The 14,576-nt window shown below is 72.6% G+C and carries 16 protein-coding genes; 7 read left to right on the top strand and 9 right to left on the bottom strand.

Annotation, left to right across the window (positions count from 1 at the left end; translation table 11 throughout):
• Positions 1 to 44 precede the first annotated feature (44 nt).
• Complete coding sequence (locus tag FB467_RS13775) at positions 45 to 722, top strand: ATP-binding cassette domain-containing protein (protein ID WP_141785609.1); 678 nt, start codon at positions 45 to 47, stop codon at positions 720 to 722.
• Positions 722 to 2,866: a YhgE/Pip domain-containing protein gene (locus FB467_RS19350; protein ID WP_141785608.1), complete on the top strand. Its 2,145-nt coding sequence runs from the start codon at positions 722 to 724 to the stop codon at positions 2,864 to 2,866. Before FB467_RS13775 ends, FB467_RS19350 begins: the two co-directional genes overlap by 1 nt.
• A 52-nt stretch (positions 2,867 to 2,918) precedes the next feature.
• Here the strand turns inward: FB467_RS19350 and FB467_RS13765 are convergent, their stop codons facing one another.
• From FB467_RS13765 to FB467_RS13755, 3 genes are read right to left on the bottom strand one after another with little or no spacing between them, the layout of a single operon-like run.
• On the bottom strand, positions 2,919 to 4,196 hold the full coding sequence (locus tag FB467_RS13765) for an RNA polymerase sigma factor (protein WP_141785607.1): 1,278 nt from the start codon (positions 4,194 to 4,196) through the stop codon (positions 2,919 to 2,921).
• Between the two features lie 3 nt (positions 4,197 to 4,199).
• Positions 4,200 to 4,562 carry a YciI family protein gene (locus tag FB467_RS13760; protein ID WP_141785606.1) on the bottom strand — a complete coding sequence of 121 codons (363 nt, stop codon included), beginning with the start codon at positions 4,560 to 4,562 and terminating at the stop codon, positions 4,200 to 4,202.
• Entirely contained in the window at positions 4,559 to 4,933 is a 375-nt protein-coding gene (locus FB467_RS13755; protein WP_170230729.1) for a YciI family protein, read from the bottom strand. Before FB467_RS13755 ends, FB467_RS13760 begins: the two co-directional genes overlap by 4 nt.
• A 129-nt stretch (positions 4,934 to 5,062) precedes the next feature.
• Here FB467_RS13755 and FB467_RS13750 point away from each other — a divergent pair, with 129 nt between their 5' ends.
• A complete protein-coding gene (locus FB467_RS13750) occupies positions 5,063 to 5,689 on the top strand; it encodes a histidine phosphatase family protein (RefSeq protein ID WP_141785604.1) in 627 nt (208 codons plus the stop codon).
• Positions 5,690 to 5,704: 15 nt separating this feature from the next.
• Here the strand turns inward: FB467_RS13750 and FB467_RS13745 are convergent, their stop codons facing one another.
• The 3 genes from FB467_RS13745 to FB467_RS13735 all read right to left on the bottom strand — a co-directional run bounded on the left by FB467_RS13745 (position 5,705) and on the right by FB467_RS13735 (position 7,754).
• Positions 5,705 to 6,235 carry a Clp protease N-terminal domain-containing protein gene (locus FB467_RS13745; RefSeq protein ID WP_141785603.1) on the bottom strand — a complete coding sequence of 177 codons (531 nt, stop codon included), beginning with the start codon at positions 6,233 to 6,235 and terminating at the stop codon, positions 5,705 to 5,707.
• Positions 6,236 to 6,279: 44 nt separating this feature from the next.
• The gene (locus tag FB467_RS13740) at positions 6,280 to 6,486 is read right to left on the bottom strand and encodes a helix-turn-helix domain-containing protein (RefSeq protein ID WP_141785602.1); all 207 of its coding nucleotides are present in this window, start codon (positions 6,484 to 6,486) and stop codon (positions 6,280 to 6,282) included.
• A gap of 119 nt (positions 6,487 to 6,605) precedes the next feature.
• Positions 6,606 to 7,754, bottom strand: a complete 1,149-nt coding sequence (locus tag FB467_RS13735) for a dipeptidase (RefSeq protein WP_141785601.1) — start codon at positions 7,752 to 7,754, stop codon at positions 6,606 to 6,608.
• 70 nt (positions 7,755 to 7,824) lie between these two features.
• Here FB467_RS13735 and rimO point away from each other — a divergent pair, with 70 nt between their 5' ends.
• Genes rimO through FB467_RS13715 form a run of 4 tightly spaced genes read left to right on the top strand, consistent with a single transcriptional unit; the run spans position 7,825 to position 10,852 of the window.
• Positions 7,825 to 9,264, top strand: a complete 1,440-nt coding sequence (rimO, locus tag FB467_RS13730; RefSeq protein ID WP_141785600.1) for a 30S ribosomal protein S12 methylthiotransferase RimO — start codon at positions 7,825 to 7,827, stop codon at positions 9,262 to 9,264.
• 13 nt (positions 9,265 to 9,277) lie between these two features.
• Positions 9,278 to 9,889 carry a CDP-diacylglycerol--glycerol-3-phosphate 3-phosphatidyltransferase gene (gene pgsA / locus FB467_RS13725; RefSeq protein ID WP_141785599.1) on the top strand — a complete coding sequence of 204 codons (612 nt, stop codon included), beginning with the start codon at positions 9,278 to 9,280 and terminating at the stop codon, positions 9,887 to 9,889.
• A complete protein-coding gene (locus tag FB467_RS13720) occupies positions 9,886 to 10,542 on the top strand; it encodes a CinA family protein (RefSeq protein ID WP_228393194.1) in 657 nt (218 codons plus the stop codon). Before pgsA ends, FB467_RS13720 begins: the two co-directional genes overlap by 4 nt.
• Positions 10,523 to 10,852, top strand: coding sequence for a helix-turn-helix domain-containing protein (locus FB467_RS13715; protein ID WP_141785598.1), 330 nt, complete (start codon positions 10,523 to 10,525; stop codon positions 10,850 to 10,852). Before FB467_RS13720 ends, FB467_RS13715 begins: the two co-directional genes overlap by 20 nt.
• Here the strand turns inward: FB467_RS13715 and FB467_RS13710 are convergent.
• The 3 genes from FB467_RS13710 to FB467_RS13700 form a co-directional block, all read right to left on the bottom strand.
• A complete protein-coding gene (locus tag FB467_RS13710; RefSeq protein ID WP_141785597.1) occupies positions 10,841 to 11,650 on the bottom strand; it encodes a DNA-formamidopyrimidine glycosylase family protein in 810 nt (269 codons plus the stop codon). The two genes, FB467_RS13715 and FB467_RS13710, sit on opposite strands and share 12 nt — an antisense overlap.
• A 66-nt stretch (positions 11,651 to 11,716) precedes the next feature.
• On the bottom strand, positions 11,717 to 13,045 hold the full coding sequence (locus FB467_RS13705; protein ID WP_141785596.1) for an amidase: 1,329 nt from the start codon (positions 13,043 to 13,045) through the stop codon (positions 11,717 to 11,719).
• Complete coding sequence (locus FB467_RS13700) at positions 13,042 to 14,406, bottom strand: short-chain fatty acid transporter (protein ID WP_228393192.1); 1,365 nt, start codon at positions 14,404 to 14,406, stop codon at positions 13,042 to 13,044. The genes FB467_RS13705 and FB467_RS13700 overlap by 4 nt, the downstream gene beginning before the upstream one ends.
• Between the last annotated feature and the right edge of the window lie 170 nt (positions 14,407 to 14,576).

Genomic DNA, 14,576 nt, shown 5'->3' with positions numbered 1-14,576 from the left:
GCCGCGGCCGCGGCGTACCCGTCCACCCGGAAGGACCCAACGCCATGGCTCACCACCCGTCCGGACCGCCCCGCACCCTGGTGCTGGCCGAACAGCTGACGCTGCGCACCTCCCGCGGGATGGTGTTCGGCCCCGTCGACGCCGAACTCACCGCCGGGAGCGTGGTCCTGCTGGTCGGCCCCTCCGGCTCGGGTAGGTCCGCGCTGCTGCTGGCACTCACCGGCCGGATGGCCGGACTCGAGGGGACCCTTGTCGTCGACCACCAGCACCTGGACCGGTCCCGCACCGTGCGGAGCATCGCCTCGGTCGCCCGGATCACCGGCCTGGTGGAGATCGAGGAGCAGCTGACCGTCCCGGAGTGCATCACCGAGCGGTGCCTGATGGACGGGGTTCCTACCGCGCAGGGGGCGGACCGGATGGCCCTGCTCGCCGGCCGGCTCGGGCTGCACCTGACCGACGACCTGGTCGTCGACCTGCCGGCCCTGGACCGGACCCTGCTCGCGGTGGGGCTGGCCTGCATCCGTCCGCCCGAGCTGGTCGTGCTGGACGACCTCGATCTGGGGCTGCGGCGCGAGGAACAGCTGCACGTGCTGCGCCGCCTGGAACGGCTCGCCGAGGACGGGGTGACCGTCGTCGCGTCCTGCCTCGAGGACCCGAGCGCCGGGCGGTACCCGATCATCGAGCTGCCGGACCCGGCGGCCCACACGGCAGGAGCCCGCTGATGCCCTTCCCTGCAGCCCGTCTCGCCCGGTTCGAGCTGCGCCGTTTTCGGGGCAGCCTGCCCCGCCTGGCGCTGGGCTTCGTGCTCATCGTCCCGCTGCTCTACGGCGCCATCTACCTCACCGCGAACTGGGACCCCTACGGCAAGCTGGACCGGCTCCCGGTGGCGGTCGTCAACCAGGACCAGCCGGCGACGGTGGGGGACCGGACCGTCACCGCGGGGGACGACTTCGTCGCGTCGTTGCAGGAGGACCCGGCCTTCGCCTGGCAGTTCACCGACGAGGTGGACGCCGCGCAGGGCCTGCGCGACGGGCGCTACTACATGACCGTCACCGTGCCGCCGGACTTCTCGGCCAACCTGGTCAGCGGGGCGGGCGACGACCCGCAGCGGGCCCGCGTCGACCTGCGCACCGACGACGCCAACGGCTTCGTCATCGGGTCGATCACCGCCCGTGCCCAGGACAGCATCGAACGGTCCATCGACGCCTCGGCGATCGAGTCCTACTTCGACGCGGTGTTCGCCAACCTGGACCAGATCCGGGCCGGCATGCAGGAGGCCAGCGACGGCGGCACGCAGCTGGCCGACGGGCTGGACGAGGCCGCCCTGGGCGCCGCCGAGCTGGCAGCCGGCGCCGCGGAGGCCGACGACGCCGCCAGCACGGCCGCCGACGGCGGGCACCAGGTCGCGGACGGGGTGGCCGCCGCGCGGGACGGCGCGGCCGAGCTGGACACCGGACTGGCCCAGCTGGAGGAGGGCTCGGCCGCGCTCAAGGACGGCGCCGGCCAGGTCGCCGCCGGCACCAGCGAGCTGAACGCCACGGTGCTGCCCCCGCTGGAACAGCTCCAGGAGGACCTGCCCGCCCTGCAGGAGGAGGCCGAGCAGATCTCGGGGGACGCGGTGGCGGTGAGCGAGGCCGTCGCGGAGCTGACCGGCCAGCTCGACGGGGACGTCGAGGCGATCCGGGCCGAGATGGCCGACCTGGAGGAGCGCTATCCCGAGCTCGCCGACGACCCGGCGTGGCAGCAGATCACGGAGGTGGTGGACCGGGTGGACGGTCGCACCGGCGACATCGACGAGCGGGCCCAGGCCATCGCGGACACCGCGGCCCGGATCGACGCCCGGATCCGGGACAACGACTTCGCGGCGAAGCTGGACGCCGCCCACGACAGCCTCGTCGCGCTCGATGACGGCGCCCAGCAGGTGGCGGCGGGGGCGGCCGACCTGCACTCCGGCGTCGGGCAGGCGCATGCCGGGAGCACCCAGCTGCTCATCGGTCTGCAGGAGCTGGCCCCCGGCAGCGCCGAACTGGCCGATGGGCTGGACCAGTTGTCCGAGGGGCTCGGGCAGCTGCGCGACGGCAGCGCCGACCTGTCGGAGGGCCTGGGCCAGTTGCAGGACGGGGCGCACCAGCTAGCCGAAGGGCTGGCGGACGGCGTCGACCGCCTCCCGGTCTACACCCAGCAGGAGCAGGACACCGCGGCCTCGGTGCTGGCCTCCCCGACGGACGTGGAGATGACGGTGGACAACCCGGCGACGTACTACGGCCGCGGCGTGGCGCCGATGTTCTTCGCGATCGCGTTGTGGGTGTTCGGCATCTCGGTGTTCATGGTGGTCCGCCCGATCTCGCCCCGGGTGCTCAGCGGTCGGGCCAACGCGGTCCGCCTGGCGCTGACCGCCTGGATCCCGATCGGGACGATCGCGGTGCTCGGCGCGCTCCTGATGGTCCTCACCGTGTGGTTCACCCTCGGCCTGGACCCGGTGCGGCCGGCGGCCCTGCTCGGTCTGACCACGCTCGGTGCGTTGTGCTTCTCGGCCGTGGCGCACCTGCTGCGCACGGCCCTGGGCAGCGTGGCGTCCGCGCTGACGCTGGTGCTGCTGATCCTGCAGCTGCCGTCCTCCGGCGGCACCTACCCGTCCGCGCTGCTCCCGGAGTTCTTCTCGGCCATCGCACCGGTGCTGCCGATGACCTACCTCATCGACGGCTTCCGGATCGTGATCTCCGGCGGCCCAGCCGACCGGCTGGTGCGGGACGTCCTGGTACTCGCCGTGATCACCCTGGTCACCATGGTGCTGTGCACCCTCGCGGTGCGCCGGCTGCAGCGGTTCCGGATGAAGGACCTGCACCCGGTGCTGACCCCGCCCTGACCCGGCCGCAGCACGTGCCTCGTGCCGCAGCACGTCTCCAGGGGAGGCTGGTCTAGCGGCCCTCCCGGTGCAGTTGCTGCGCCCGCTGCTCGAGGTGGACCCGCTCCACCTCGTTGCGGCACAGCGCGATGGCCTCGTCGTATGCCGCGGCCGCCGCCTCCACACGCCCGCACCGGGCTAGCAGCTCGGCCCGCACGGCGGGAAGGCGGTGCGGGTCGCCGCCGGGAGGCAACCCGTCCAGCAGGGCCAGCCCGGCGGCGGGGCCCTGCGCCTCCGCGACGGCGACGGCCCGGTTCAGCCGCACGACGGGTGAGCCGGTGAGCCGCTCCAACTGGTCGTAATAGTCGGCGATCCGGTCCCAGCGGGTCTGGTGGGCGGTGAGCGCCAGGGCGTGCTCGGCCGCGATCAGTGCCTCCAACAGGCGGACCCCGCCGGCTCCCGGGGCGGGCGGGGCCTCCAGGTAGGGCGCGAGCAGGTCCAGCGCCTCGGTGATCTCGGCCCGGTGCCACCGGGACCGGTCCTGGTCGGGCAGCAGCACGAGGTCGCCGGTCCGCGGGTCGACGCGCGCGTCCCGCCGCGAGTGCTGCAGCAGCGTCAGGGCCAGCACGAGGTCCACCGTCGGCGTCGGTTCGGTCACCTCGCGGACCACGCGGAGCAGCCGCAGCGCCTCACCCGCCAGGTCCGCCCGGAAGAGGTCGGCCCCCGGCCCCGGCACGTACCCGGCCGTGAAGGACAGGTAGGCGACGTCCGCGACGCGGTTGACCCGGGCGGCGAGGTCCTGCCGCGCGGGGAGGGCGAACGGCATACCGGTGGCCACGATGCGGCGCTTGGCGCGGGTGATCCGCGCGGCGACGGCGGAGTCCCGGGCGAGGAACAGCCGGGCGATGTCCGGCACCGTCAGGCCGATGACCAGGCGCAGCGTCAGCATGCTGGAGGACTCGGGGGAGAGGGCGGGGTGGGCGCACAGCAGGACGAGTCGGAGTCGCTCGTCCGGGATCTCCTCACCCGTGCCGGCCCGTGGTTGCTGGGCCCGGTGACTGAGGTCGGCGTCGACGACCAGGAGCGGCTCCTTGCGCGCGGCGACCGCCTCGGCCCGCAGCCGGTCGGTGACCCGCCGACGGGCGGCGGTCAGCAGCCAGGCGGGCGGATTCGCGGGCACCCCCTCGGTCGGCCAGTGCTGGGCCGCCGCGGCGAAGGCGTCGCCGAGGCCGTCCTCGGCCAGGTCCAGCCGGCGGTACCGGGCGACCAGGAGGGCCAGCAGCCGCGACCAGTGCTCCCGCCAGGCGGCCTCGAGCGCGTGACCGGACTCCGTGTCCCCCGTCGTCGGCACCGGTCAGGGGCCCTCGGGGTCGAACTCGACGATCGGCCGGATCTCCAGCCGGTAGTAGTCCGGGAGTTCGTGACACAACTCGATCATCAGGTCCAGGTCGGCCGCCTCGACCACGTAGTAGCCACCCAGTTGCTCCACCGTCTCGGCGAACGGGCCCTCGGTGACCTCGCGCCGGCCCCCACCGTCCTGCGGCGCGAGCATCGTCGACGTGGCGCTGCCGGCCAGGGCCTCACCGCCGAGCATCCGGGCCCGCTGCCGGACCGCCGCGTCGAACCGGTCGTGGGCCGCCAACCAGGCCTGCTGCTCCTCGGGGGTGCCCTCCTCCCAGACGCTCTCGTCGCCATACATCAGCAGCAGGTATTTCATCGCTGCCCCGCGGCCGGGTCGCTGTCCGGCACCACCCGGCGCACCTCCACGGCGTCCGGTCCGGCGAGGAGGCCGCACACCTGCAGCAGGTCGTCCAGGTCGTCGGAGCGCCCCAGGTAGTAGCCGCTGAGCTGCTCGACCGTCTCCGCGTACGGCCCCTGGGTGACCTGGATGTCGTCGAGCGTGCCCCGCACGACGCGGGCCTCCCGGGAGTGCTCCAGCTCGGCACCCCCGAGGACGGTGTGGCCGCGTTCGGCCAGCAGCCGGGCGAACTCCACGTGCCGCTGGTAGGTCTCCTGCCGCACCTCCGGTGGCGCGTCGGCCCAGCGGTCCTCGTCATCGGGCAGCAGGACCAGGTAGTCGTCCGACATCGGTGCTCCTTCGTCTCGGGGGAGCCGGGGCGCTCCCACCAGCATGACGTGCCAGCACCGGAAGAATCGACAGGCACGGCCATCGAGCATCACGTATGCCGTGCCGGTCCCGGCATACTGGGGCGGGCCATGCGAGACCTCTACGTCGTCACCCACCCAGAGGCCAGCCACCACACCGACGGGGTGGTCGGTGGCTGGTTCGACTCCGCCCTCACGCCCCGTGGGCGGCAACAGGCCGCGGCCGCGGCAGCGGCCATCCGGGACCTGGTGCCCGCGGGCGGCTCCACCGAACTGTTCAGCTCGGACCTGCGGCGCACCGTCGAGACCGCCGAACCCATCGGTGCGGCCCTCGGGGTGCAGCCCGTCCTGCTGCCGGACCTGCGGGAGAAGTCCTACGGCGAGGCCGGCGGGCGACCGCAGGCCTGGCTCGACGAGCGCTTCGTGCCACCGCCGGCCACGGGGGAGCGGATGGACCACGACGAGGGGATCGCCGGCGCCGAGACCAAGCTCGACCTCGCCACCCGGATCTACCGGGCGATGGACACGATCACCGCACGGGACTGCCCGCACCAGGTGGTCGTGACCCACGGAGGAGCGCTCACCTTCGTGGTGGCGGCCTGGATCGGGATGCCGATCGAGGCCGCCGGCTACGTCGCCTTCCGCGCCACGAGCGGCGGGATCACCCACCTGCGGGAGGACGACTTCTTCCACAACCGCCAGGTGGTGGCGCTGAACAGGGTGGACCACCTGGGTTGATGCGAGCCCACGCGGTCAGCCCGCCGCGCGGTGGCGCTCCACGACGGCCGAGCGGATCGTGGGGAGGTCCAGGCCGCAGTCCGCCAACGCATCGGCGACCGTGCGGTCGCCGCCGCGGGCCAGGCCCAACAGCAGGTGCTCGCCGCCGATCGACCGATCGCCCAGGTTGATCGCTTCCCGCAGCGCCAGCTCAAGCGCTTTCTTGGCGCCCCGTGAGTACGGCGGGTTGCTGCCGCGACGTGGGGGAGCGAGATCCGGGCCGAGCTTCGCGGTGATCTCGGCCAGGTCGATCCCGATCGACTGCAGGGCGGACGCGTCGTCGGCGTCGAGGCCGTCGGGGAAGCGCCTGGCGCGCCGGTCCAGCGCCTCCTGCACGGATGCAGCATTGGTGCCCAGGTGGTCCAACAGGGCGCTGACCAGGGCGTCCTCGGCCAGCACGCCACGCATCAGGTGCTCGGGTCGGACCTCGGCCGCTCGGTCCTGTGCCGCGACGCCCTGCGCGGCCTTCACCGCCGCCTTGGCGGCCCGGCTGAATCGTTCGAACATGTCTTCCTCCTCCTGACCCAGGTCCCGGTGGGAACAGGTCCGGCTCAGCTGTTCCGGTGCTTGCGGTGGACCGCCTGCTTGCTCACCTGGAGGACCTCGGCAATCTCCTGCCAGGACCAGCCCTGCGCCCGGGCGCGTCGGACCTGCGCCGCCTCGAGCTGCTCGAGGAGCTGGCGCAGCGCCTTGACCGCGCGTAGTCCGGTCCGGGGGTCATCGCCCGCAGCCGTCCCAACCAGGGTGGAACTATCCATGCCGTCAACATAGGTTGACTCGTTGATGGTGTCAACCTATGTTGACGCTGTCTCTTGGTCGACTGGCCGCGCTGCACCTGTGGTGCGTGCGCTCCTTCCGGTGAGTGCGCCGCCTCCGGCTAGTCCCCCGCCACGTCCTCGGCGCCCCGCAGCGTGCGCAGCACGTTGCCTCCGGCCAGCTTGACCAGGTCGGCCTCGGACCAGCCGCGGTCGGCCAGGGCGGCGAACAGCCGCGGGTAGCCGGTGACGTCCTCCAGCCCGTCCGGCAGCACGTCCGTGCCGTCGTAGTCCCCGCCGATCCCGATGTGGTCGACCCCGGCCACGTCGCGCAGGTGCTCGATGTGCCGCACCACGTCCCCGATGGTGGCCACCGGCCGTGGGTGCTGCTCCTGGTAGGAGGCCATGAACGGCGTGAACGCCTCGATGTCGGTGGGGGCGATCCCGGCCGCCCTGGCCGCCTCTCCCGCCTCGGCTCGCCAGTCCCAACAGTCCTGGGAGACGAACGCCGGGACGAAGACCGCCATACAGGTGCCGCCGTTGCCGGCGAGCCGCTCGAGCACGTCGTCCGGGACGTTCCTGGGGGAGGAGCAGACCGCCCGGGCGCCGGAGTGGGAGAAGACAACCGGCGCGGTCGTGGTGTCCAGGGCGTCGCGCATCGTGTCGGCGGAGACGTGGGAGAGGTCGACCAACATGCCGAGCCGGTTCATCTCGCGGACCACGTCCCGCCCGAAGTCGGTCAGCCCGCCGTGCTCGGGCTCGTCCGTGGCGCTGTCGGCCCAGGGTGTGTTGTCGTTGTGCGTCAGGGTCAGGTAGCGCACACCCAGTGCGTACAGCATCCGCAGCGTGCCGAGCGAGCTGTGGATCGAGTGGCCGCCCTCGGCGCCCATCAGCGAGGCGACGCGGCCGCTGGCGAAGACCTGCTCCACCTCGTCCGCGGTCCTCGCCAGTCCCAGCCGGTCTGCATACCGGTCGGCCATGGTGTACACGCAGTCGATCTGTTCCAGCGTCGCGCTCACCGCGTCGTCCCCGCTGAGGCCGGACGGGACGAAGACCGACCAGAACTGGGCGCCGACGCCCCCAGCCGCCAGCCGGGGCAGGTCTGTGTGTGTCCGGTCGGAGGTGTCGCCCGCGATGTCGAGCGCGTCGAAGTCGTAGCCGACCAGTTTGCGTGCCGCCCAGGGCAGGTCGTTGTGCCCGTCGACCAACGGGTGATCGCGCAACAGGGCGGTCACGCGGGCGAGGGAGGGGGAGGTGTCAGGTGTCGGCATACGGCCATTCAACGCCACGGCACAGCGCCGCCTGGCAGGGCCACGCCCCAACTGCCCATAAGGTGGCGGTATGAGTTCGGCGACCGAGACCTCCCGGCCGCAGCGCACCGTGGCCCTGGTGACGCTGGGCTGCTCCCGCAACGAGGTCGACTCCGAGGAGTTGGCCGGTCGGCTCGCCTCGGAGGGCTGGCAGCTGGTCGACGACGCGGGGGAGGCCGACGTCGCGGTCGTCAACACCTGCGGCTTCGTCGAGCAGGCCAAGAAGGACTCGATCGACGCGCTGCTGGAGGCCGGCGACCTCAAGGGCAGCGCCCGCACCAAGGCCGTCGTGGCCGTGGGGTGCCTGGCCGAGCGCTACGGCAACCAGCTGGCCGACCAGCTGCCCGAGGCCGATGCGGTGCTCGGCTTCGACTCCTACCAGGACATGTCGGCCAACCTGCAGGCCGTGCTCGACGGGCACGCACCGGCCGCGCACACCCCGCGGGACCGGCGCACCCTGCTGCCGATCGCGCCGGTGGCCCGCCAGGAGCGGATCGAGGGCATCGCACTCCCCGGGCACCAGCAACCCGCCGGTCCGGCGTCCGGCCCGCCCGTGGTCCGGGCGCGGCTCGACGGGCGACCGTGGGCACCCCTGAAGATCGCGTCCGGGTGCGACCGGCGGTGCGCCTTCTGCGCGATCCCGATGTTCCGGGGCTCCTTCGTCTCCCGGCGACCGCACGAGATTCTCGAGGAGGCCCGCTGGCTCGCCGAGCGCGGCGTCAAGGAGGTCTTCCTGGTCAGCGAGAACACCACCTCATACGGCAAGGACCTCGGCGACCTCCGGCTGCTGGAGAAGATGCTGCCCGAGCTCGCCGCGGTCGACGGCATCGAGCGGGTGCGGGTCTCCTACCTGCAGCCCGCGGAGATCCGCCCCGACCTGCTGGACGTGATGGCCGGCACCCCCGGCGTCGTGCCCTACTTCGACATCTCCTTCCAGCACGCCTCCGGCCCGCTGCTGCGCCGGATGCGCCGGTTCGGTGACCGCGAGTCCTTCCTCAGCCTGCTCGAGCAGGTCCGCACCCGCCTCCCGCGGGCCGGGATCCGTTCCAACGTCATCGTCGGATTCCCCGGAGAGACCGAGGACGACGTCGCCGAGCTGACCGACTTCCTGGACGCGGCCCGGCTCGATGTCGTCGGTGTCTTCGGCTACTCCGACGAGGACGGCACCGAGGCAGAGGGCTATGGCCAGAAGCTGGACCAGGCCACTATCGCCGAGCGGGTCACCGAGGTCACCGACCTGGTCGAGCAGCTCACCGCCCAGCGCGCCGAGGAACGGATCGGCGAGACCGTGTCCGTCCTGGTCGAGGAGGTCGACGCCGACGGGGACGGCGAGGTCGTCGGCCGGGCGGAGCAGCAGGGCCCGGACGTCGACGGGGTCACCATCCTGACCGGTATGCCGGGTGTGGCCGTCGGTGAGATCGTCACCGCCACGGTTGTGGGCACCGAGGGAGTGGACCTGGTGGCCTCATGAAGGGCGAGCTCCGGTGAGCCCCGGGTCGGCAGCCGGCGGCGCGGACCACCTGGCGGACCGCAGCGAGCGGGTCAGCCCCTGGAACCTGCCCAACGCGCTGACCGTGCTGCGGGTGATCCTGGTCCCGGTCTTCGGCTGGTTGCTGCTCAGCCAGGGCGGCGAGTCGACCGCGTTGCGGATCTGGGCCGCCGTGGTCTTCTCGATCGCGACCGCCACCGACTGGCTGGACGGGGACCTGGCCAGGCGCCGGGGACTGGTCACCGACTTCGGTAAGGTGGCCGACCCGATCGCCGACAAGGCGCTGATGGGGATGGCCCTGGTCGGGTTGTCGATCCTGGGCGACCTGCCCTGGTGGATCACCGTCGTCATCCTGGCCCGCGAGCTCGGGATCACCCTGCTGCGCTTCTGGGTGATCCGGATCGGGGTCATCCCGGCCAGCCGCGGCGGCAAGTTGAAGACCGCCCTCCAGGGGCTGGGCCTGTTGCTGCTCATCCTCCCGCTGACCGGCTTCCTGCACTCCCTGGGCCTGTGGGTGATGTATGCCGCCCTGGTCGTCACCGTGGTCACCGGCCTCGACTACGTGCTCCAGGCGCTGCGGCTGCGCCGGGGTGCCGGCACGTCGTGACCTCCCCGGGCGACGCGTCACCGGGCGACGCCCCTCCTGGCGACGGGCTGGGCGGTCTCGCCACCACCGAACTCGCCGCTGCCGTCGTCCGCGCGCTCCTAGCCGTGGACCGGTCCGTGGCCACGGCGGAGTCGCTCACCGGGGGCCTGGTCAGCGCGGCCCTCACCACGGTGCCCGGGGCCAGCGCCGTGGTCCGGGGTGGGGTGGTCAGCTATGCCACCGAGGTCAAGCAAACCGTGCTGGGGGTCCCGGGCGACCTGCTCGAGACGCTCGGCGCGGTGTCGGCCGAGACGGCCGTGGCCATGGCGGACGGGACCCGCCGGGTGCTGGAGGCCGACTGGGGCGTGGCGACGACGGGCGTCGCCGGTCCCGACCCCGCGGAGGGCAAGCCGGTCGGCAGGGTGCACCTAGCGGTCACCGGTCCTCCCTCCGACGGGGCGAGGGAAGAAGTTCGGCTGTCCCGGACGTTGAACCTCACAGGCACCAGGGATCAGATCCGGGACGAGACCGTGCGACAGGCGCTTGACCTGCTGCTGGCCGCACTGGAGGGGGATAACCCCCGCGATTCCGGGACCGGCAAGGTACGGTTGACCCCATGGACGCCAGGGTTCAGGAGTGAAGGAGGGATAGGCGATGGTTCTGCTACGACGTGAGTTGGGCGACGTGCTGCGTGAGCAGCGCCAGCACCAGGGCCGAACCCTGCGCGAGGTCTCGGCCTCGGCGTCGGTCTCCCTGGGCTACCTGAGCGAGGTCGAGCGCGGGGAGAAGGAAGCCTCCTCCGAGTTGCTCGCCTCCATCTGCAAGGCACTGGACCTGCCGCTGTCGCAGATGCTGTCCAACGTGGCCGACCGGGTCAGCATCTCCGAGGCCGCCGACCAGCAGGTCGCCACGATGCTCAACGAGGGCCTGGCCAAGCCGATCCGGCACGACGAGATCCGCCGCCGCGTCGTCTCAGCTGCCTGACATCCGCCCGCCGCGCTGGCAGACAGGGCAGTAGCTCAGCACCCGCTGGCGCGGCGGCTCCCCGACCGTGCCCTGGTCGATGACGGTCCCGCAGCGGCGACAGGGCTGGCCCTTGCGTCCGAACACCCACGCCTCGGGCCTCCGGTCGGACCGGCCGGTCGTGACGGTGAAGCCGACCCGGGCCGAGTGCACCATCCGGGCCCGGGCGGTGCCGACCACCGTGGCCAGCACCTCGTCGGGCAGCTCGCCGACGAGGGCCCAGGGGTCGACGCCGTGCTCGAACAGCGGCTCGCTGGCAAAGATCGTGCCGATCCCGCACAGGTTGCGCTGGTCCAGCAGCGCCTCGGCCACCGGCCGGTCCGGCTCGCGCCGCAGGTTGGCCAGCGCCAGGTCGCCGTCGAACCCCGGGTCCAGCAGGTCCGGTCCCAGGTGGCCGACGAGGGTCGCCTCGTCGTCGGTGCGCACCAGGTCGAGCATCCCCAGCTGGTCACCGACCGCCACGTGCCGGTCGGTCCACAGCAGGGCGCGGACGGTATGCCGTCGGCCGGCGGCCGGGCGCGCGCTCGCGGGGGCGATCCGCCAGCTGCCGTCCATCCGGAGGTGGCTGTGCAGGGTGATGCCGCCCTCCACCCGGTGCAGCAGGTGCTTGCCCCGCGGGACGACCTCAATGGTGCGTCGCCCGGAGAGGTCCCGCGTGGCCAGGGCGGGGACGCGCAGGTCGGAGCCCCGCAGGACAGCCCCGGCCAGCGCCTCGTGGAGACGCCGGGCGGTGCGCCACACGGCATCACCCTCGGGCACGGCTCACCGCCCGGTAGCGTCTATCCCTCATGCCCGAGACTGTGCCAGACGGCGAGGTCGCCGCGCTCAGCGAGCGGACGGCATCAGGGCCGACGCCACGGCCAGCAGGTCGAGGTCCTGTCCCCGGTGCCCGGCCAGTTGCAGTCCGACCGGGAGTCCGTGCTCGCCCCGCAGCAACGGGAGGCTGACCGTCGGTCCGCCCAGCGCGGTCCAGGCCCGGCTGAACCAGGGGTCACCGGTGGTGGCGCGGGGCGGTGCCTCGCCGTGCGCGGCGGGGGTGAGCACGCCGGCGAACCCCGAGGCGGCCGCGTGGAAGGACTCGCGGGCCCGGTCGATGGTCGCCCTGGCGCGTTCGGCGTCCTCGGCGCTGCGGGTGGTGGCGCGGTCCAGGTAGTCGACCAGCTGCGGCGAGCAGAGGTCGCGGTGCCCGCGGTACTCGGCGTCCAGCGCCGCCAGCGCCTCGACCTCCATCAGGATCGACTGGGCGTGGGTCAGCTCCTCGTGCGTCTCCTCGCTCCACGGCAGGTCGGCCACCTCCCAACCGTCCCGGTCCGCGATCTCGTCCACGGCCGCGTCGAAGGCCGCCCGGACCGCCGCCTCGACCTGGTCCCACTGGCCGGTCCGGAAGACCGCCAACCGACGCGGCGCGCCCCCATCATCCGCCGTCCCATCGTCCGGCGTCCCGTCCACAGGGGGACCATCGGCGATGGCGCCGTAGACCAGGGCGACATCGTCGACGGTGCGGGCCAGGACGCCGACCGTGTCGAAGCTGGGGCTGAGGTCCTTGACCCCGGCCGTGGGGACTGTGCCGTGGGTCGGCTTGAAGCCGACGACCCCGTTGAACGAGGCCGGCCGGATCACCGACCCGGCGGTCTGGGTCCCCAGGGCGACCGGCACCGCACCGGCCGCCACGGCGGCCGCCGAACCGCTGGAGGAACCGCCGGGGGTGCGCTCCGGGTCCCACGGGTTGCGCGTCGCGGTCGGGGCGAACAGGGCGAACTCGGTGGTGGTCGTCTTGCCGAACGGCACCGCGCCGGCTGCCCGCAACCGGCGCACCACCTCCGCGTCCTCGGTGGGGCGGTGGCCGGCGTGTATGGGCGAGCCGTATGCCGTGGGCAGGCCCGCGGTGTCGATGATGTCCTTCACCGCCACGGGTAGCCCGGCCAACGGGCGCCGGGCCCGGTCGGACCCGGCGAGCCCGTCGACGACCGCGGCATCCCGCAGCACCAGGTCGGGGTCCAGGACGGTGAAGGCCGCGATCCGCGGCTCGGCCTCGTCGGCTGCCCGCAGCGTCGCCCTGGCGACCTCGACGGCGCTGGCCCGGCCGGCGGCGACGTCCCGGACCAACCGGTGTGCCGCCGGGTCCGCGGCCGGCCCGGGCCAGGCGCCGGTCATCCGGAGACGATGAGCATGGTGGCGCCCATCGCGATGCCGGAGGCGATCAGCGTCACGGTGGTGTAGCCGAGGATGTCGCGCATCTTCAGGCCCGCGATGGCCAGCACCGGCAGGGCCCAGAACGGCTGGATCATGTTGGTCCACTGGTCGCCGTAGGACAGCGCCATGATGGCGATCGACGGGTCGACACCGATCTTCTCGGCGGCGTCGAGCAGCAGCGGCCCCTGGACGGCCATCTGCCCACCACCGGAGGGGACGAAGAAGTTCACCAGGCCGGCGGACAGGAATGCCAGGAGGCCGAAGGTGGCGGGGGAGGCGACCGACACGAAGGCGTCGGAGAGCACCGCGATCAGGCCGGTGCCGCCCATGATGCCCATGATGCCGGCATACAGCGGGAACTGGAGCAGGATCTCCCCGACGTTGGACGCGGCATTGCGGACCAGGGCGATGAGTTCGAACGGGTTGCGCACCAGCAGCAGGATCAGGGCCAGGAACGTCCAGTTCACGATGTCCAGGGTCAGGCCGCCGCCGTCGCCGAAGTGGAGAACCAGGTAGAAGGTCAGCATCAGGCCGACGAGGAGCGTGGGCAGCCGGCTCGCGTCGACCCGGTCCGCGGGCGTGACGACCTCGTCGTCGATCTCCACGTCGCCCTCGCGAAGGTCCTGCTCGAGCTCGATGATCGTGTCTTCACCGCGCGGCGCCACCAGGAAGAGGGCGAAGGCGACGCAGGCGACCACGGCGACGATGGCGATCAGGTTCCAGGTGGCGAAGGTCGTCTCGGAGACCGGCACGGGGGAGCCGAGGTACTCGGAGACGAAGGAGTCCGGCGTCGCGGCCGTCAGCGGGGCCGACCCGGAGTAGCCCATGTGCCAGACCACGTAGCCGGAGTAGCCCGCGGCGATCAGCATCGGGAAGTGCAGCTTGATGCCGCGTTCCTTGCCCTGCGCGGCGACCTCCTTGGCCAGCATCGCACCCACGATCAGGCCGAGCCCCCAGGTGATCAGGGACGCCACCGCGGCGACCAGCAGGACGTACATGTAGGCCTGCATCGATGTCTTGGGCAGGCTCGCCAGGTAGCGCAGGATCTTGCGGACGGGACGGGTGTGCGCCAGCACGTGCCCGAGCATCAGGATCAGCGCCATCTGGGTCATGAAGGCGAGCAGGCCGGACAGGCCGTCGCCCCAGGTCCGCACGACCTGGGTCGGTCCCGAGTCGGTCAGGATCAGCGCCAGCAGGGCGACCACGAAGGACAGCACGATGGCGAAGACCAGGGCCGAGGGGATGAAGTTCTCGACCACCCGGTTCACCGGCCGCATGGCGCGCGAGAGTGTGGTGCCTTGTTTGGTGGGTGCCTGGGTCATCCGTCTGCTTTCGTCGTGCCGGGAGGCAAGGAGTGGGCGGGATTGGCCTAGCCAATGCGCACATGGTGCGCAGAGACGGGGAGGGTGTCAAGTACCGGGAACCGCGCGGCGGGACACCGGGCCCCACCGGTCCTGCGGGAAGTCCGACATGGACTGCTCCGGCGGCGAAC

Origin of the sequence: Ornithinicoccus hortensis, assembly GCF_006716185.1 — a bacterium.
In the GTDB taxonomy this organism is placed as follows: domain Bacteria; phylum Actinomycetota; class Actinomycetes; order Actinomycetales; family Dermatophilaceae; genus Ornithinicoccus; species Ornithinicoccus hortensis.
Note: the sequence above shows the minus strand (reverse complement) of the source record. Positions and strands in the feature narration are given on the sequence as shown.